This is a genomic window from Paenibacillus sp. NPDC058898 (assembly GCF_049316025.1).
Taxonomy (GTDB): Bacteria; Bacillota; Bacilli; order Paenibacillales; family Paenibacillaceae; genus Paenibacillus_AQ.
Map to the genome: position 1 here is coordinate 1 of NZ_JBMOSM010000016.1, position 18,658 is coordinate 18,658.

Below are 18,658 nucleotides of genomic sequence, written 5' to 3' on the forward strand. Positions count from 1 at the left end.
CAGGGGGTAATCCCCCATTTCCCCTTTTGAAGTGACCATTTGAAATGTGAGAAACCCTGTACTTTGAAAAAGTACAGGGTTTCTCGACAATCTGAACGAAATCCATCCTTGGATTTCGTTTTTTCATGCCTCTGTTTCATCGTGGAAAATATTGTAATATTCTATCCCTCAATGATATTATATTATCCCTTTACTTTTATATTTTAACATTATTTAGTTGATTTAGTCACATATGGAGGCAATACCGATGAGTGCCGCCAAGCCCACACCCCCCTACCTGGTTGGGAACCCTCCAACGTCGCGGCTTTGTGGTTGCTTAAGTAATCCCATTACGTCTTGTGAACATTCGAAATCGTGGTGTGACCATGATCTTGATGTTCAATAGAATGAAGATATGTAATAGCCCCCAAGGTAGCTGCCGTATGCAGTCGCCCAGGGGGCTTCTCTACGTTTGCAACGTCAACGTTAGCATCAAGAACTCACGCCTCAACCAGAACTTCCTTTGGAGCTGTATTAATCTTCCCTAATAGATAGATAAGCAGCTGTTGATTATGCGAGGATATACGATTCAGAATTTGGGAAAGGTACTCATCCCTAACTTGTAACCCGCGCGTATATTCCTCTCGCCCTTTATAGGATATCGTCACCCAGACGATCCGTCTGTCATTTTCGTCCCGTTCCCGTTTGATCAATCCATTCTTCTCCATCCGGTCCAATAGCATCGTCACGGCTGCCGGACTTGTAGCCAGGTAAGGAATGAAATCGGAAGGTTTCATTCGCTCTAGCTCAGCAAGCACCTCCAGCACCATCAATTGCGATTCCGTCAATGTCGGTGCTAATCCGGCTTCCATATGGAGCTTATAGTCCTTAGCCAGCTTGGACCACACCTTGGCGAATTCGGCAGTATGCATGTTTATCCCGTCCCTTCAATTATGTCTGTCATGATCAAACATCGGATACCATCCGTGGATGTTGCACTGTACTTCGATGAATGGATTTCGTTTTGAACCAAAGTCATGATTCCATAATAGTTTATAGGATTAACTTTTCGCGGGGAACCTCCTAATATCCTTCTTTTTTCGTTAAAAAATATAATTTCCAACCAACCGACAAAACCCGCCAGCCCTTATATGACGGCGTTTTTCAAGGTTCACCTCACTTCGACATGGACGGACATATGTCAAATAGTATAAATAACAGTTCAAATATTACGCAAACACAAAATATAGCAAAAGCACCTCGACAAATATCATCGAAGGTGCTTTTCATCCATCTATCTTACAACAAACTTGAAACTACCTAAACGAAGGATGTTCATTCATTCTTGTTTAACTTTCTTTGCCTAACTCCGCATGCGGAAGACTTACCACATCGACAATCTGTCCTTGCTTGCCAACATCGGCAAGCAGCTTGCCTATCGATTTACGTTCCGCGATCGGAACTTTCTCCGTCTGAATCAGATAAGCTTGCCCGTCTTCGCTGTACGCCATAATCTGCAGCGGTTCACGGCAATAGAAAGCACCGACAATGGCGCTGCCGTTAGGCTTCACCCGCTTGCCTTCCTTAAACTCAAACGTAGCCATTCCTTTTCCGCCGCGGCTTTGCGTCTGGTAATCCAACACCAAGCTGCGCTTACCATAGCCAAAATCCGTGATGGTTAAAATTTCACCCTCATCGTTCTCCACCCATAACGCTGCAACGACTTCGTCCCCGTCACGGAGTTGGATTCCCCGGACCCCGCCGGATACGCGTCCCATGGCGTTGACTTCCTGCTCATTAAACCGGATGCTCATCCCTTCTTTCGAGATCAGCACAATATCTTTACTGTTATCACTTACGACGACCTGGATAATGCTATCTTCCGCAGCAACCTTGGCTGCCGCAACAGCGCCGGCCCGCTTGGTGACATACTCCTTGAGTTCTGTGCGCTTCACCTGACCTTTGCGGCTGACGAACACAAGGGATTTGCCCTCTTCTTCAAAGTTCGAAACCGGAATGACCGATACGATGTGATCTTCTTTCGGCACCTGAATCACGTTCACGATGGCCGTACCGGCATCTTTCCATTTGTATTCCGGAATCTGGTGAACCGGTAATAAGAAATACTGTCCACGGCTCGTGAATATGAGCAGATTCTCCAGAGTATTGACTTCAAACAGTCGGGTGATGTAATCCCCTTCCTTAACGCCTGAGCTTTCCAGCTCACCGCCACTTCGGGTGAAGGATAACATGCTGGTACGCTTTATATAGCCTTCATTAGACAGAGTTACGAGCACGTCCTCGGCGTTAACCAGCACTTCCAGATTAACCTTGATCTCTTCCACTTCTTCCTGAATGACCGAACGCCGGTCGATGCCGTACTTCTCGCGAATTTCTAGCAGCTCTTTGCGAATGACGGCAATCAGTTTCTTATCGCTGTCCAGTATCGCACGCAAGCCCTCGATTTTCTTCGTCAACTCGTCCAGCTCTTTTTGCAGCGAATGAATTTCAAGGTTCGTAAGGCGGTATAATTGCAAAGTCAATATGGAATCGGCTTGTCGCTCCGTGAAACCAAACATCCATTGCAGATTGTTCTGGGCATCCTGGCGATTCTTGGACGCTTTGATCGCCGCAATGACCTCATCCAGTATATTTAATGCCTTCACCAGGCCTTCCAATACATGCGCCCGATCCTCTGCTTTCTCCAGCTCGTACTGCGTCCGGTGCGTGACGACTTCACGCTGATGCTCGATATAGGCGGATAACATGTCTTTAAGCCCCAGCTGTTGAGGGGTTTTATTCACGATCGCAACCATATTGAAGTTGTACGTAACTTGCAGATCGGTCTTCTTGAACAAATAAGCAAGAATCCCGTTTGCGTCGGCATCCTTCTTCAGCTCAACGACGATGCGAAGTCCTTCCCTTCCGCTCTCATCGCGAACCTCGGCGATGCCCTCGACCTTTTTCTCCAGTCGTATGTTCTCCATAGCGGTAACAAGCCGGGACTTAACAACCTGGTAAGGAATTTCCGTGATGACAATCTGCTGCTTGCCGCCGCGAAGCGATTCAATATCCGTCTTCGACCGCAGATAAACGCGGCCTTTGCCTGTCCGATAGGCATCCAAAATGCCTTCGCCGCCCATAATGATTCCACTGGTCGGGAAGTCCGGACCTTTGATAAAGGTCATAATCTCGGCCAGCTCAATCTCCGGCTTCTGCATGACAGCAATACAAGCATCGATCACTTCCCGCAGATTGTGAGGCGGGATTTCAGTCGCGAAGCCTGCGGAAATCCCGCTAGCTCCGTTCACTAGCAGGTTTGGGTACCGTGAAGGCAGCACAACCGGTTCCTTAGCCGTGTTATCAAAATTATCCTTAAACAGCACGGTCCGCTTCTCGATATCCCGAAGCAGCTCCATGGCAATCCGCGACAATCTGGCCTCGGTATAACGCATCGCTGCTGCAGGATCATCGTCCTGGGAGCCCCAGTTTCCGTGACCATCTACAAGCACATGCCCCATCTTCCAAGGCTGAGCCATCCGAACCATACCTTCATAAATCGAAGAATCCCCGTGCGGATGGTAATTACCCATGACATCCCCGACCGTTTTCGCCGATTTACGATATGGTTTATCCGGTGTGTTACCCGAATCGTACATGGCATAAAGAATCCGGCGCTGAACGGGCTTCAGGCCGTCACGGACGTCCGGGATCGCCCGGTCCTGAATAATATACTTGGAATACCGGCCAAATCGGTCACCTACGACCTCTTCCAGATAAGCCGGTAAAAATTGCTCCGATAAACTCATTCCTTCACCTTCTATTCCTCAAACTCCGCGAAGTTGACATTTTCTACAATCCACCGCTTGCGAGGGTCTACTTTATCCCCCATCAGCGTAGACACACGACGCTCCGCTTTGGCAGCATCATCGATTTGTACCTGCAGCAATGTCCGTGTTTCCGGGTTCATCGTCGTTTCCCATAATTGCTCCGGGTTCATCTCGCCCAATCCTTTGTAACGCTGAAGTTCATAGTTCTTGAATTCCTTCAAGTAATTAGCCAACTGCCCTTCTGTCCAAGCATACCGTACCGTCTCCAGCTTTCCGGACTTGCTTGCGATTTTATATAGTGGAGGCTGCGCAAGATAGACGCGGCCTTCATCAATCAGCGGTTTCATGTACCTGTAGAAGAACGTAAGCAGCAGCACCTGAATGTGAGCGCCATCCGTATCCGCATCGGTCATGATGATAATTTTCGAATAATTGCTGTCCCCGGCGGTGAACTCCGTACCGATTCCTGCTCCGATCGCCGCTACAATTGCACGGTATTCATCATTCTTCAGGATGTCGGCCAGCTTCGATTTTTCCGGATTCATCGGTTTCCCTTTAAGAGGCAGTATAGCCTGGATTTTCGAATCCCGTCCCTGCTTCGCAGAGCCGCCAGCGGAGTCCCCTTCAACAATAAACAATTCGGTTCTCGTAAAATCCTTGGACTGTGCTGGCGTCAGCTTGCCGCCCAGATTGGAGCTTTCGCTGCGCTTCTTGCCGGTGCGCATCTCATCTCTTGCTTTACGGGCCGCTTCACGCGCTTTGGAGGCCTGAATGGCCTTCTTTAACAGCGTTTGTGCGATCTGCGGATTCTCCTCGAGGAAGATTTGCATCTTCTCCGTGACAATGCTGTCAACCGCGCTGCGCGCAGAGGCGCTTCCCAACTGGTCCTTGGTCTGGCCGACAAATTCGACCTCAGCCATCTTAACGCTGATGACGGTCATCATGCCTTCCCGAAGATCATTCCCCTCCAGGTTCTTGTCCTTTTCCTTCAAAAGATTGTTCTTGCGGGCATAATCATTCATGACACGGGTATACGCTGTCTTAAAACCCGTCTCATGCGTACCGCCCCCGCGCGTCGGGATGGAGTTAACGAATGAAGCCAACGTTTCGGTATAGCCTGCATTATATTGAAGGGCGATTTCAACTTCGATATCATCCTTCTCCGCATAAAAATGGATCACATCATGCAGCACATCCTTGCCTTCATTCAAGAACTGCACGAACTGGCTTGCGCCGCCTTCATAGAAAAACTCTTCCCCGTTGCCGCTGCGCTCGTCTTTCAATACAATACGAAGTCCGGAGTTCAGGAAGGCAATTTCCTGTAAGCGCTCTGCAAGCGTGTCGTAGTTCAGGTGCGTTCCCGTGGTAAACACGCGTGCATCCGGTTTAAACGTAATCTTCGTCCCGGTTTTGTTCGTATTACCAAGCACTTCAAGGCCCGTTACCGGTTCCCCGACATGCTCTTTTCCTTTTTTGTCCTTCCAGTATTCAAACCGTTGGCGGTGAATTTTACCATCACGGTAAATTTCCACCTCCAGCCACTCGGACAGCGCATTGGTCACAGATGCGCCAACGCCGTGAAGACCGCCGGACTTCTTATATCCGGAACCGCCGAATTTACCGCCGGCATGCAAAATCGTAAAAACAACCTGCGGGGTGGGGATGCCTGTCTTGTGCATTCCGGTTGGAATACCGCGTCCGTTATCGTATACCGTCGCGGACCCGTCTTTATGCAATGTAATTTCAATTCTCGAGCAGTACTTGGCCAAATGCTCGTCTACGGCGTTGTCCACAATTTCCCATACCAGATGATGCAAGCCTGACGAGCTTGTGCTCCCTATGTACATGCCTGGCCGTTTGCGCACCGCAACGAGGCCTTCGAGCACTTGAATGTCGTCAGCATCGTATCCTGAACGGTTGTTACCGCCGTTCTTCGATGACTCTGCAAACATATCGATCTGTTCGACCATTCATGCTCCTCCTTCAATTTCACGTATCTAGTGTATTTCTATTTCTACATTTCAATATTTTAGAAGAACGCTGTTCTCTAAAAAATGCAAACAAATGTTTCATGCTTTGTCCATTTTAATTCAAGATATCCCTTCTCGTAAAGACACTGAATGAAACAATAACCGCACAAATTGCCCAGAGGGCCAATACCACAAGGGAAAAATTCAAAGTCATTCCCTCAATTGGCGGCAAATTGCCGGCTAAATAATTGGTCAAATTCAGGTTTACCATGAACAAATATTTCGCGCTGCTCCACGCCGATGCCATATTCGTCAGAATATTTCCGGCAATTAATGCGGCCATCATAATCACAATGCTCGCCGCTGTACTTCGAACCAGCACGGACACCATAAAAGCCAGCATACCGACACATACGCCGACAAACCACACCAATCCGCCCTGCATCAGCAAATACTTCCACTGAGGAACAGCATGAACGCCAGACATATCCAAATCAGACCCAACAATTTGGAATCCCGTGAATACCGGTATGTCAAACCCCTTGTATCCGAAGGCAAGACCGGAGATCAGATAGGCTATGACAAAGGTGGAAACGACAATAAGAGACGTAAACATGATCAAGGCGATCAGTTTACTCAGCAGCACCTTCCATCGCTTCACAGGCCTTGTCAGCAGCATCTTGATGGTACCGGTCGTCCGTTCGCCGGAAACGATATCCGAAGCGATGGCCATAATGAGCAGCGGGATAAACAGAGATATCGCATTATTCAAAAATTCACGTGTGAACGTAACCCCGTTTGGTTGATTAGGATTCACATCATGCTGCAAATAATACTGCATTTGCTGAATAAAGATTTGCCTGTATCGTTTCCATTCATCCGGTACCCTGTCACTGCTAAGTGAATTCTCATTATCCGTGATTCGCTGCTGAAGCTCAAGCCGCCAGTCACTGTTGAACTTGTCCCGGCTTCGTTCAGCCGACTTCATCTGGGCATAGGTAAACATGGGAACCAGAACAAGAAGAACGAGCAGGACAACATAGAACCGCTTTCGTTTGATAATTTTGATACACTCGTTCTTGATCAGGGGCAACAGGTTACTCAATGCTCTCACCCTCCGTCATCTGCAGGAACAGCTGCTCCAGCGTAGGATTGATCCGATGAACCTCCCGGACCTGTACTCCCGCGGCTACCAGCCGTTCCACAGCTCTAGACGTGTATGTAGCGCTCATACGAGTTACAATAGCGTCCGAAGACATGCCTGCAAGCAAATTATCGTCGAGCACCTCCTCAGGGCGGTCGACAATTTGGCAATAATCCAGCTTTTGCAATATACGTTTCCCTTGCGCGGCAGGATTTAGATCCCAGATAACATGATCACTGCTGCCGGCAATCAACTCTTCGACCTCGCCAACCGCAAGCACTCTTCCGCTGCTGATGATCGCCACGCGATGGCATAGCAGCTGAATTTCGCTCAGTAGATGGCTGGAGACAAAAACAGCCAGCCCTTCTTCGGCCAATTGGTGTATGAACTGTCGCATCTCTTTGATCCCTTTCGGATCAAGACCGTTCGTCGGCTCGTCCAGAATGAGCAGCCTCGGTCTGCCAAGCAGGGCCTGGGCTATCCCGAGCCGCTGCCGCATTCCCAGTGAATATGTGCTCACCTTGTCATGAATTCTTCGATCCAATCTCACCGTATCCACAACTTCCTGTATTCGCTGCTGGTCAATGCCGGGCTGCATTCGTGCAAAATGCTCAAGATTTTCCCATCCCGTCATATACGAATACATTTCCGGATTCTCCACAATGGACCCAATATAACGCAGCGCCTGCTCCTGCTGGCGGTTCACATCATAACCGCAGACCTCGATCCTGCCGGAGGACGGTTTAATCAGGTCCACAAGCATGCGGATTGTGGTCGTCTTTCCTGCCCCGTTGGGCCCCAGGAACCCGAAAATTTCGCCTGCGCGCACGTCGAACGACACATCATGTATAATCCATTTTCGACCGATTTTCTTTTTTACATGCTGGACAGATAGTACGATTTCTTGAGCTTGTTCATTCATCTAGTTCCAACTCCCCATATGACATCCTCATCATGCCTACAGCATACCCTCTACAATTCGATCCGCTATCGCCTGATATCCTGCCCCGTTCGGATGAAAATGGTCCGAGGACAGATACTCGCCCAGCTTGTGCTGAAACAGATCGAACGTGGGGACCAATGTCATATTGGGATCCCGGTTCACAATCTCCATGACCGCATGATTCCATGCAGAGACCACAATATTGCCGGGTATCAACAAGTCTTCCAAATCGGAAAAAGGATGATACAGACCGATATAAACGATTCGCGCATCCGGATTAATGAGGCGAATTTTCTCCAGAATCGCCTGCAGGCGTTCAGATGCCTGCGGCAATGCAGCCATCAGCTTAGCAGGTTCGAGCTCCAATTCACCGGAATCCGCCGCCCCTTCCATCAGCCCGCTGCCTTGAAAGATATCATTGCCTCCAATCGAAAGCATAATGACATTGGCTTGCTTCAAGGCATACTGTATCCCCTTGTCGTCCAGCTTGGGAAGGAGTCCTTCGGTAGTCATTCCGTTTATGGCCAGATTCGCTAGCAGGCTCGCTGTTCGTCCATCGCCACTTAATTGATCCACGCTTCGGCGGACAAAACCGCTCCCGGTATTGTCCCCCGTTCCCTTGGCCAGTGAATCTCCAATCGCAGCTACCTTTAAATCATTCGGCAAAACCGATTGTAACGGAGCGCTCTCCGGCTTCTCCGGCGCTGTCTTTTCTTCGGACGCCTCGGATCCCCCACCAGTCAGCAAGGGCTGTCCTTGCGGATCATTAATATCCTTAAACGCATACACAAAACCAAGAATAAGCGCAATCGTTACAATAACCGACACGGAGGCAGTGATTCGCCATATCCATGCAGATGATTTCATGACATTCCCCCTACAAAATTCCTCATGTACATTACCTTAAGACTTCTATAAAAAATTTGCAAATCAAAACACGCAAAGAAGACTGCCCCGGACGCATTCTTTCGATGCGTGACCGGGGCAGCCCTTTAGATGAAACAAGATAAGTGCTTATTCACTGATGAATTCTTGAACCCAATATCCGTTGTAATATCCAACACCGATTTTGGTAAAGTTCGGAGACAGAATATTTTCACGATGACCTTGGCTATTCATCCATGAGTTCATGACTTCCTGTGGTGTACGTTGCCCTTTAGCAATATTCTCACCGGCATAGCCGTATGAAATACCGTAAGCTTTCATCATATCAAATGGAGAACCATGCGTCGGCGAAGTGTGGCTGAAATAATTGTTATCACTCATATCCTTCGCTTTATCCAGCGCCACGGTTGTCAGCTTAGCATGGACCGTTAGCGGCTTCAGACCTGCATTCGCACGTTCTTTGTTCACCAATGTGACAACTTCGGAGGCAAAATCCGATTTCTCCGTTGTACCCGCAGATTCGGAAGGCTGGGACGGTGTTGTAGATGGAGTGCTGGTCTCAGGCTTACTTGTTTCCGGTTTGCTGGTTTCCGGTTTGCTGGTTTCCGGTTGAGTCGTTTCTGGTTTTGTGGTTTCTGGTTTAGTCGTTTCTGGCTTGCTGGTTTGCGGAGTCTCAACAGGTTTGTCTGCCTGAGGCTTTTCGGTTTGCGGCTGCTGAACCACCCATTTAAACTGTGATTCCAAGCCTTGGCTCTCCAGGAATTCCTGGATCTTTTGTTGCCAGTTTACATAATTATTGCTTTCAGCAGGTGCAGCAGACGCCGTCGTTGGCAGCATGATACCGACAGCCAATACAGCAGCGATGCTGCCGCCTGCGATTTTCTTTATCCAATGGTTGTTCATGAATGCTCATCTCCTATGCTCATAGTTGTGAGTTTGCTTGACCGCCCGTTCTAAGATGAATTTCTAGGGTGCTGGACGATCAAACAATAGTTACATTTTTGTAATCTCGTACGAACACATTGTAACACATTTGATATCTTCGGCAATCCTACAATTGTTGGAAAATCGTCCTTGAATTCCTACCTACTTATATAAAAGAGCCCCAATCGGCTTTAGTCCCAGACCCTATGTAATGATAGATGTCTTATTAAAAGCAATAAATCTTTTCTTGTAACGGTGGTCCTCTAATCGTGTTTCAGGCCAAACAAGAAAAAACCCACCCCAAAAAGTGGGATGGGTTAATGAAAAGACCAAGACTACAGCTTTTTACTAAACTGGTATCCAGCCTTTTCAAATCCAATATGCTCATAAAATGCATGTGCGGGAGCAAGTTCTTCCCGGTTGCCGCTTGTGAGAAACAAGAGGTGGCTACCATGCTGTCTTCCCCATGTCTCTGCACCGCGAATCAATCTTTTGCCAATCCCTTGGCCGCGGCAGCTTGAGGTTACAATAACCGAAGTAATTTGAGTGACCGGTTCGGTCATAGTGAAGGATTTGACTTGACGAAGCATGATCATACCTACAACAACACCATCAACCTCAGCAATCAGATTGCCGTATAATGGATTGTCGTTCATGGCTTCCATCCGTTCCCGCATGACATTCAGCGTGGTCGGATAATTCAGTTCGCGCATCAAGGATGTGACAGCTTCCAAATCATTCTTCTCAAAGTTTCGAATCAGCAGTGCAGGCGCAGATAATACGCTTTCGATGCTCATTATACCCTCATGCTTCCCTTCTTCTATGAATTCTGAGTAAACTCTACTTCTATTTTGTAAGTTTATGAAGAAGATTGCAAGTATCAAGCGACATTTTTTTTACATTTGTGTCGGTTTTGTTAAACCTTTGTTAAGCCGTTTTTACAAAAATCGGTATTGTGCTTCAATCAGCCCATGGTACGTACCCTGCTTCTGCATAAGCTGGCTGTGATTTCCTTCTTCGATAATCTTGCCATGATCCAACACGACGATATGATCGGCATGGCGGATCGTTGACAAACGATGGGCCACGATGAAGGAGGTTCGGCCCTGAAGCAGCACTTTAAGAGCTTCCTGAATTTTCAACTCCGTCTCGGTATCGATACTCGCCGTTGCTTCATCCAGAATCAGAATCCGCGGATCGGCAAGGAGCGCTCTGGCAAAGGACAACAGCTGCCGCTGGCCCATGGACAGCATATTCCCGCGTTCCTCAACCTCCGTATCGTAACCGCCCGGCATCTGGACAATAAATTCATGTGCGCCGACCGCCTTGGCTACATCCTCAATCTCCTCATTAGTCGCATCCAGACGGCCAAACCGGATATTATCCCGAATCGTGCCCGAGAATATGAAGGTATCCTGCAGCACGATGCCAATCTGATTTCGAAGACTTTCAACCGTTACCGATTGGATATCGTATCCATCGATGGTTAATTTACCTTCGGTAATATCATAGAATCGGCTGAGCAGATTAATGATGGTGCTCTTGCCTGATCCGGTATGACCGACCAGCGCAATCGACTGACCTGCCTTCACGTCCAGATTGATGCCTTTGAGAGCCTGGCGTCCTTTTTCATATTCAAACACCACATTCTCCAGCTTGATGTCCCCTTTAATCGTCGGCAATTTCTTCGCCCCAGGCTGATCATCAATGCTCGGCTTCTCGTCAATAAATTCAAAAATACGTTCAGAGGAAGCCATGGCGACAAGCAATTGGTTATACATTTGGCCAAGCCGATTGATCGGCTCCCAGAAGTTCCCTACATATTGGGTAAAGGCAATTAACAGACCGATGGTAAGTTCGCCTTGTTGGATCAACACGGCACCAAGCCAGAACAAGATCAGTGAACCAAAACCACCGGTAATTTCGATAAGAGGCCCAAACCCTTGGTTCATGGCAGACGCCTTATCCCAGGACTTTTTGCTGTCCAAATTCATGTTGTCAAAGAACTTCATATTCTCTTCTTCTTGGGTGTAAGCTTGGGTCACGCGGATCCCCTGAATCGATTCATTCAAGTGGGAGTTAATCCGCGAGTTCCGAATCCGTACATCCTGCCATGCACGCCGGATGCGTACACGGAGTTTTGTCGAGATGAAGAACATAATCGGTACCGTGACAATAACAGCAAGACCGAGCTTCCAGTTTATTAATAGAAGAATGACCACAATACCTACTAACTGCACGCAGTCGATGATCAGGTTGACAACCCCGTTAGTAAACAAATCCTGCAGGGAGTTAACATCATTCGTAACCCGGACCAGCACAGATCCAGCCGGACGCTTGTCGAAGAAATTAAAGGACAGGCGCTGAATGTGCTGGAACAGATCCGCTCGCAGGTCATAAATGACCCGCTGACCGATGATATTCGTAAACTTGATACGGAATATCCCGGCAACCCATTGAATGATATACATCGCCAGAACCGCGATTGTAATCTGATACAACAAGGTCAGACTTGGATTCCCACTCTTCGGTTCGATAGCCCGGTCAATGGCCAAACTGGTCAAGAACGGAATGGCCAGCTTCGTAATGGTACCGATGACCATCATAAGCCCGATCAAAGGAAGAATCTGTTTCGCGTATGGTTTCATATACGAGATCAGACGTGTCAGTTGCATCCAGTTAAACGGTTTCTCAATTGCATCGTCGTCCTTGTATACAAAACGTTCATTGGTTTCTTCCGAGGGCTTCCGCGGCCTCGGAATCTTTTGCTTCTGATGCGGTTCAGTATTTACATTGGCGTTCATGCTTGCACCTGCCCTTGCGTACCTCCTGCTTGAGCTTGCTTCGCAATAAGGTCCGCATATTGTATTTTGTATACATCCTGGTAAGGCCCCGGCACCGCAATCAAATCGTTATGCTTGCCGCGCTGCACGACTTTTCCTTCATCCAGAACGAGAATTTCATCCGCATGACGCAAGGAAGAGATCCGGTGAGCGATAATAAAAGTCGTTCTGCCGTTCATGACTTCCTGGAAGCCGGACTGAATTTCATGCTCGGTTTCCATATCCACTGCACTGGTGGCATCATCCAGGATCAGGATTTTCGGATCTTTCAGAAGGGCACGTGCAATCGCAATCCGCTGCTTCTGTCCGCCAGAGAGTCCCATCCCCCGTTCACCGACAATGGTATCGTAACCATCCTTCATTTCCATAATAAACTCATGGGCTTTGGCCAGCTTGGCAACACGGATGATCTCTTCCATGCTAACGTCCTTCATGCCGTAAGAAATATTGTTGCGAATACTGGACGAGAACAAGAAGGTCTCCTGGAAGACCGTGGCAATCTGACTGCGCAGACTCCGGATCTTAATATCATTAATGTTCATGCCGTCTAGTTTGATGCTGCCCTGATTCACATTATAGGCATGCATCAAGAGTTGAATAATGGTCGACTTACCGGACCCCGTTCCCCCAAGCAAACCGATCACGGAGCCGGGACGAGCATCCAGATTAATATCTTTGACTGCTGCCATCTTGTTACCGTAAGCAAAGGTGACATTATCAAATACGACATGGCCCTTCACCTCGTTTGGCACCAAATCTACCGCACGCTCACGGTCTTCAACATCAATCGGCTGATTCAGCAGCTCTAGCACCCGTTCACCCGATGCCTTGGACTGCGTGTAGTTATTAATGTGAAACCCGATCCCCCAAAGGGGGCCGATTATGTACCAGATCAAAGTAAAGAAAGCTGCCAGTTCCCCTACCGTCATGGAGCCTTGGATAACCATCCCACCGCCGATGGCAAGCAAAATGACGACACTGATATTCGCAAAGAGCTCCATCATCGGGAAGTACCGTGCCCATAGTGAAGAGGCAAAAATCTGGTTGGTTTTGTAACGCTCATTCCGTTCAGAGAATTTCTCCACTTCGTGCGGCTCGCGAGCAAAAGACTTAACGGTACGAACACCCGTAATATTCTCCTGAACCGCGGTCGTCAGCGAGCTTAGTGCCAGACGCATTTCCTGGAAAGCCGGATGGATCTTGGATTCGAATTTTAGAGCTGCCACAACCAAAAATGGCATCGCTACCAAAGTTACCAGCGTCAATTGCCAGCTGATGGTAAACATCATGATGGAACCGAAAGTCACCATCAGTACCAGATTGAGCAGCTGAGCGAAACCGAAGCCGATAAACATTCGGATGGCTTCCAAATCGCCTGTCAGCCGTGACATCAAATCCCCGGTCCGAGCCGTGTCATAGTAACGGAACGATAAAAATTGCAATTTTTCATAGCAGGCGTTTCGCAACGCGTAAGCCAGGTAGTTACCCAGCCTCCCCCCAAAAAATCCGTGCAAAAACTGCATGAAAGCTTTAAGGATGACCACACCCAGCACAGTGAGCGCCAGCTGCGGTACGATGCCGTAATTCTCCAGCTTGATTGCATCGTCAATCAGCACCTTCAACAGCTGCGGATAGACAAGTCCTAAAGCGGTTGCAATCGCCAGACACAGCATGGAAAGAAAAAGATAACTTCGTTTCTCCCAAAAGAAGCCCTGCAGTTGCCTGAGAACATTCATGTTTATCCTCCTTTGGATTATTTTCGTTCAGGTTATGTAGCATTTATGAAGTTTATCATCGAGCTGAACCCGCGGCAAAGAGGGAAAACCGTCATAAATGAGCCAAAAGGACCTAAAGGGGGCAAATAGTAGAACTTATCTTTGTTTCATAATGAAATCATCGGGAATTCTCATTAATACTAGGGGATATAATCACATTGTCAGTCCCTTCAACCATCAGGCTTCATCCACTCTATTCGACTTTTTTGAACATGCTTACAAAAGGGTAATATCCTAAGCTGATTTCATCCTAGTCACGAACGTTGTAGCGGATTAAAATACGTCATACCATCCTCTTGACCTTCATTAGCCCGGATAAGCATAGGAAAAAAGGCGTCCCGCCATGATGGCATAGGGAACGCCTTTCGATTGAGGAGTGTATGATTGGAGTTCACCTGCATAAAATCGTTATGCGTCTAGGAGCTCCAGACTCCAACATCTATACTATTCGTTATGCATACATGCTCTTGACGGCATAAAATCCGCCATTACCGAGCTGCCTGAATCATAACATCCAGCTCATCTGCCAGCTTACTCCACATCAACGGAGATTGACCGTCCTGAAGCGAACCGAGGATGGCAGCCATGGATTCCTTCAGCTGTTCCTCCAACACCGATCCATGATGCTGCAATGAACGCTCACTCATCCGAACATAGTGGTCCGTCAGCTGCTCTTCCCGAATGCTCACCACACTCGCCACGGCATCCTTCACCTTCGGCTCTGCTGTTTCACGAAGCTTGGAGCTTCCGCTACCCTCAAAGAAATGTTTCGGGTTCTTAAAGGTCGGCCAGAAGGACAACCAGTCCCCCTGTATATGCAATTCCGTTTCCTCCAGCTCAGGCGGTGACCAGTCCTTCTCCCGCCGGATAGCAAGAGACAAGCCTTCGCCCATACCGTTGATATCCGCTGCTGCTTTAAGCGCTGCTTCTTCGGTTAATTTGCGACCGGCCATCTCTAATCGAAGCGTTGTTGCCCATAGCTCCTGATCCAGCTCCAAGGATAGCGTCCGCATCAAATCACGTCCGCATGCCGCAAAGGCCGATTTCAGGTGACCTGCATCCTCCCGGAGCACGGAAGGATTAAACGACTCCTGAAAGAAACGGTTCATGGCATAATCCAGCCGCTGCCGTACATGAAACAACAGTTCGCTGCTTTCCTGCGCGATATCGCGGGACATGTTAATCTCCGTCAAAGCCGCAAGGCGGGATAAGGCTTGTTGATGAACCTCTTCCATCTCCACGATTTTACGCTCACGCGTGGTCTCATCCTGGGCTGCCATATCGGCCCATGCCCTGATTCGATCCCTCACCGAAGCCAGTTCATCATAACCCGCGCGCTCTGAAAGCCTTGGCAGCTCTTCAACCGCAAATCGGCTAAGCGCTCCTTCGAATACAGGGAACCCTGATTCCTTCAATTTTGTTTCATCCCCATAGAGCTTACTATCCAGCGCTGCCAGACTGGAAACAGGGAAGATATGCGGGCTGCCTACCCCACTGGATGTCAAGTTGGTACGAACATGCTTCACCACCTCATCCAGCTCCTCTTCGGATTGTGCAAGGTCTGCGGCGTTGACGATAAAAAACATTTTATCCAGAGCAAAACTGTCTTTAACCCTGCCCAGCTGGGACAGGAATTGCCGATCCGCTTTGGAGAAGGCGTGGTTGTAATACGTTACGTATACGATGGCATCCGCTTTCTTAATATAATTAAACGTTACGCCCGTATGCCGAGCATGCAGGGAATCGGCTCCAGGCGTATCCACCAGCACGATCCCTTGCTCTGTCATCGGACAGCTGTAATACAGATCAATCCCGTCAACGAAACAGGATTTGGTTTCGTCCGCCACATAGCCTCGATATTCCACCAATTCTACTGTTTCTGTCGTACCCAGTTTGGACTCCATCACATCAAAGCCCGCGGCGGCGGCCTTCAGAAACCCGTAATGCGGCAAGCCGGCCGGGTGAATACCGGCCGGATTCAATTCTTCAGCAACGCTTCGCCAATTCCCCGGATTCGGTTCTTGAAGACCCAGCACGCTGAAGGAGTACTTCAGATCGTCCCACCACATATCGCGGCTCTTCATGCGCACGGCTGCGGTACCATGGGATTTCCCTTCAGCCGGTGCCAGAATCCGGTTCACCGCCGCCGTTGTCGGGTGCGGTGACACCGGCAGGACCGACTCGCCAAGCAGTGCATTGGCGAAGGAGGACTTCCCGGCGCTGAACGCGCCGAACAGCGCCAACGTGAACGAGCCGCCCGCAAGCGCATCCGCGCGGGCGGTCAGATCCCGCGCGGCCGAGACCAGCGCGGGATGCGGCGCCAGCAGCGCCGCCGCTGCGCGCAGCTCGGCTGCCGCGGCATCCAACCGCTGGCGCCGCTGCGGTGCCGCCGCCTGCGCAGCGGCGGGGCGGGGCGCCGTGCGCCCTTGCCCCGGCTGCGCCGCCGGGGCGCCGCCCTGGGCAGCCGCTTGCGCGGGCTGCCCTTCCGGCTCCCTCACCTCCGGCAGGAGGCCGGGGGTGAGGGAGGTGCGCGGCGGGAGCAGCTGCGCCAGCTCGGCCGCGCGGGCGGCTTCCGCCTGCTGCAGGCTATCGTAGCTGGCGGAAGCCGCGGATTGAGCCAGGAGCTCGGCGCGCTGGCGCTCCAGTTCCTGCAGACGGACGGTCGAAGCGTCCGTCAATACCGCCTTCAGCCGGTCGGCAAGCACCAACACGGCCCGGCGGTAGCTGCCCTTGATTTCCTCGGCCAGCTCCCGGTTATAGTTCAATACATATTCGCCGGACACCGTCGCTTCCGGATTCACGGTCCGCGTAATCATATCCTCCCGCACACCGGGAAGTTCAGCGTCCATCAAGCTTTCCCATTCGGTATTCCATTCCGTATGATACTCCACGCTTTTACGAAACAGCGAACGCAGATGCCAATCGATCTGCGATGCGGTCTGTTCCTCCAATCGATGATGGAATGACTCCAGACGACGCCGACGCTCCTCCTCCGTCTTGCCGCCTGTGAACAGAAATCCGACCTTAAAACCACTCTTGCGGCTTTCCAGAAAGGAGAGACTTAAATCCCGAACATCCGCCGGCGTCAAATTGGCATTTGCCAGAAGGGCATCCGCTTCTTTGCGGAGTTCCGTCCGAACGGATTCCGGCAGCAGCTGGGCGGATCTTTTTTGCTCCTCCAGCTCCTGCAGCCGTGCTTTCATCGCCGCAGCTGCCTCCTCGCCACCCATTTCCTCCAGCAGCCGCTCCTTCTCTTCCTGATGGCTGCGGGTATAGGCTTCCACATACTGATCAGCAGCATGGCGAATAGAGCAGGATACGCTGTAGCGCAGCAACGGTTCCTTATGGGATATCAACTCACCGATAAAAGCCTTCAGCGTTTCCCATTGGTTATAGGGATGGTCCTGAACTTTAAGCGAAGTGCATAACAGCCCTTTATATGTGATCTTCCACTGGACGAACGCCTTCTTCACGTCGTTTAGATAAGAAGACAACGTTAATTCATCATCACGATGCTTGTCAATCTGATTGACGATCAGGTACAGCGGTTTCCCCCAATCCGACAAGCTCTTGGCAAACATCAGATTACTCTCCGACTGTACATGATTATAATCCATGACGTAAAAAACGATGTCAGCCATATGCAGGGCGGAATGCGTGGCAAGCCGGTGCCCGTCATCCGTTGAATCGACCCCGGGGGTATCCATCAAGACGCCATCTTCGCCAAGCAGCGGCACATCATCCCACACTTCAATCGCGGAATACTCCCGGCCCTCCTTGCAGTATTCAGCAAGTTCGTCAATCGTTACCGTTATGGGCTCACCAGGCTCCCCAGCAGATCGGTGAATCAACGCCCGCGGCTCACCGCTTCGGATCGTAACCACATTCGCGCTCGTCGGTATCGGACCTGAAGGCAGCACCTTTTTGCCGCAAAGCGCATTAATCATGCTCGACTTCCCGGCGGAAAAATGCCCGCAGAAAGCCAGCGTTAGCTCGCCGCCTGTACCCTTGCGTATTAAATCCTCAGTCAAAGCGGAGGAAGATTCGTCATTCCACTCCAAGAAACGATCTCGAACTCTGGTTAGTTCCGTCACACTGTATCCGATTTCATGCTCAGCCATCAACTTCAATGTATTTCTCGCTCCTGTCCATTGATCTCTCAATTTCTGACACTATCTATTCACATCATTTTATTTTATCACCGCTTGTGCCGTAAAGGAATCATTGCATTTCATTTTCGGGGGCCTTTCTTGATATGACAGTCCTTATCTATGCAAAATGGCAGGCAAGGAAGTGATCTTCCTTGCCTGCCATTAATCCAAAGCTTCATAAACCGACACATAGAAGGAATGAGGTGAGAGTTCA

Annotated in this window: 11 protein-coding genes and 1 pseudogene; 1 reads left to right on the forward strand and 11 read right to left on the reverse strand. The window is 49.6% G+C overall.

What is annotated here, in order from left to right; translation table 11 throughout:
- Nucleotides 1-231 precede the first annotated feature (231 nt).
- Nucleotides 232-324, forward strand: a pseudogene (locus ACOZB4_RS28920) (carbohydrate-binding protein); the annotation flags it as partial.
- A gap of 155 nt (nt 325-479) precedes the next feature.
- Here the strand turns inward: ACOZB4_RS28920 and ACOZB4_RS28925 are convergent.
- From ACOZB4_RS28925 to ACOZB4_RS28975, 11 genes are all read right to left on the reverse strand, one after another.
- A complete protein-coding gene (locus tag ACOZB4_RS28925; RefSeq protein WP_076321038.1) occupies nt 480-911 on the reverse strand; it encodes a MarR family transcriptional regulator in 432 nt (143 codons plus the stop codon).
- Between the two features lie 417 nt (nt 912-1,328).
- Nucleotides 1,329-3,788 (reverse strand): DNA gyrase subunit A, encoded by a 2,460-nt coding sequence (gene gyrA / locus ACOZB4_RS28930; RefSeq protein WP_379416797.1) that lies wholly within the window; start codon nt 3,786-3,788, stop codon nt 1,329-1,331.
- 11 nt (nt 3,789-3,799) lie between these two features.
- A complete protein-coding gene (parE, locus tag ACOZB4_RS28935) occupies nt 3,800-5,779 on the reverse strand; it encodes a DNA topoisomerase IV subunit B (protein ID WP_076321036.1) in 1,980 nt (659 codons plus the stop codon).
- A 115-nt stretch (nt 5,780-5,894) separates the two neighbouring features.
- A complete protein-coding gene (locus ACOZB4_RS28940; RefSeq protein WP_379416795.1) occupies nt 5,895-6,884 on the reverse strand; it encodes an ABC transporter permease in 990 nt (329 codons plus the stop codon).
- The gene (locus ACOZB4_RS28945; protein WP_076321034.1) at nt 6,877-7,845 is read right to left on the reverse strand and encodes an ABC transporter ATP-binding protein; all 969 of its coding nucleotides are present in this window, start codon (nt 7,843-7,845) and stop codon (nt 6,877-6,879) included. The genes ACOZB4_RS28940 and ACOZB4_RS28945 overlap by 8 nt, the downstream gene beginning before the upstream one ends.
- Nucleotides 7,846-7,881: 36 nt before the next feature.
- Nucleotides 7,882-8,733: a GDSL-type esterase/lipase family protein gene (locus tag ACOZB4_RS28950; RefSeq protein ID WP_379416792.1), complete on the reverse strand. Its 852-nt coding sequence runs from the start codon at nt 8,731-8,733 to the stop codon at nt 7,882-7,884.
- A gap of 147 nt (nt 8,734-8,880) precedes the next feature.
- Nucleotides 8,881-9,654 carry a CAP domain-containing protein gene (locus tag ACOZB4_RS28955; protein ID WP_379416790.1) on the reverse strand — a complete coding sequence of 258 codons (774 nt, stop codon included), beginning with the start codon at nt 9,652-9,654 and terminating at the stop codon, nt 8,881-8,883.
- A 356-nt stretch (nt 9,655-10,010) separates the two neighbouring features.
- Nucleotides 10,011-10,472 carry a GNAT family N-acetyltransferase gene (locus ACOZB4_RS28960; RefSeq protein WP_053493894.1) on the reverse strand — a complete coding sequence of 154 codons (462 nt, stop codon included), beginning with the start codon at nt 10,470-10,472 and terminating at the stop codon, nt 10,011-10,013.
- Between the two features lie 141 nt (nt 10,473-10,613).
- Nucleotides 10,614-12,479 carry an ABC transporter ATP-binding protein gene (locus ACOZB4_RS28965; protein WP_379416788.1) on the reverse strand — a complete coding sequence of 622 codons (1,866 nt, stop codon included), beginning with the start codon at nt 12,477-12,479 and terminating at the stop codon, nt 10,614-10,616.
- Complete coding sequence (locus tag ACOZB4_RS28970; RefSeq protein ID WP_076321030.1) at nt 12,476-14,254, reverse strand: ABC transporter ATP-binding protein; 1,779 nt, start codon at nt 14,252-14,254, stop codon at nt 12,476-12,478. Before ACOZB4_RS28970 ends, ACOZB4_RS28965 begins: the two co-directional genes overlap by 4 nt.
- 527 nt (nt 14,255-14,781) lie before the next feature.
- A complete protein-coding gene (locus ACOZB4_RS28975) occupies nt 14,782-18,456 on the reverse strand; it encodes a dynamin family protein (protein ID WP_422759715.1) in 3,675 nt (1,224 codons plus the stop codon).
- Nucleotides 18,457-18,658: the final 202 nt, after the last annotated feature.

Bases quoted from the DNA above. Each gene is read 5' to 3' on its own strand.
- ACOZB4_RS28965 (WP_379416788.1), bottom strand. From the start codon at position 12,479: ATGAACGCCAATGTAAATACTGAACCGCATCAGAAGCAAAAGATTCCG.
- ACOZB4_RS28945 (WP_076321034.1), bottom strand. From the start codon at position 7,845: ATGAATGAACAAGCTCAAGAAATCGTACTATCTGTCCAGCATGTAAAA.
- parE (WP_076321036.1), bottom strand. From the start codon at position 5,779: ATGGTCGAACAGATCGATATGTTTGCAGAGTCATCGAAGAACGGCGGT.
- ACOZB4_RS28970 (WP_076321030.1), bottom strand. From the start codon at position 14,254: ATGAATGTTCTCAGGCAACTGCAGGGCTTCTTTTGGGAGAAACGAAGT.
- gyrA (WP_379416797.1), bottom strand. From the start codon at position 3,788: ATGAGTTTATCGGAGCAATTTTTACCGGCTTATCTGGAAGAGGTCGTA.
- ACOZB4_RS28955 (WP_379416790.1), bottom strand. From the start codon at position 9,654: ATGAACAACCATTGGATAAAGAAAATCGCAGGCGGCAGCATCGCTGCT.
- ACOZB4_RS28960 (WP_053493894.1), bottom strand. From the start codon at position 10,472: ATGAGCATCGAAAGCGTATTATCTGCGCCTGCACTGCTGATTCGAAAC.
- ACOZB4_RS28950 (WP_379416792.1), bottom strand. From the start codon at position 8,733: ATGAAATCATCTGCATGGATATGGCGAATCACTGCCTCCGTGTCGGTT.
- ACOZB4_RS28925 (WP_076321038.1), bottom strand. From the start codon at position 911: ATGCATACTGCCGAATTCGCCAAGGTGTGGTCCAAGCTGGCTAAGGAC.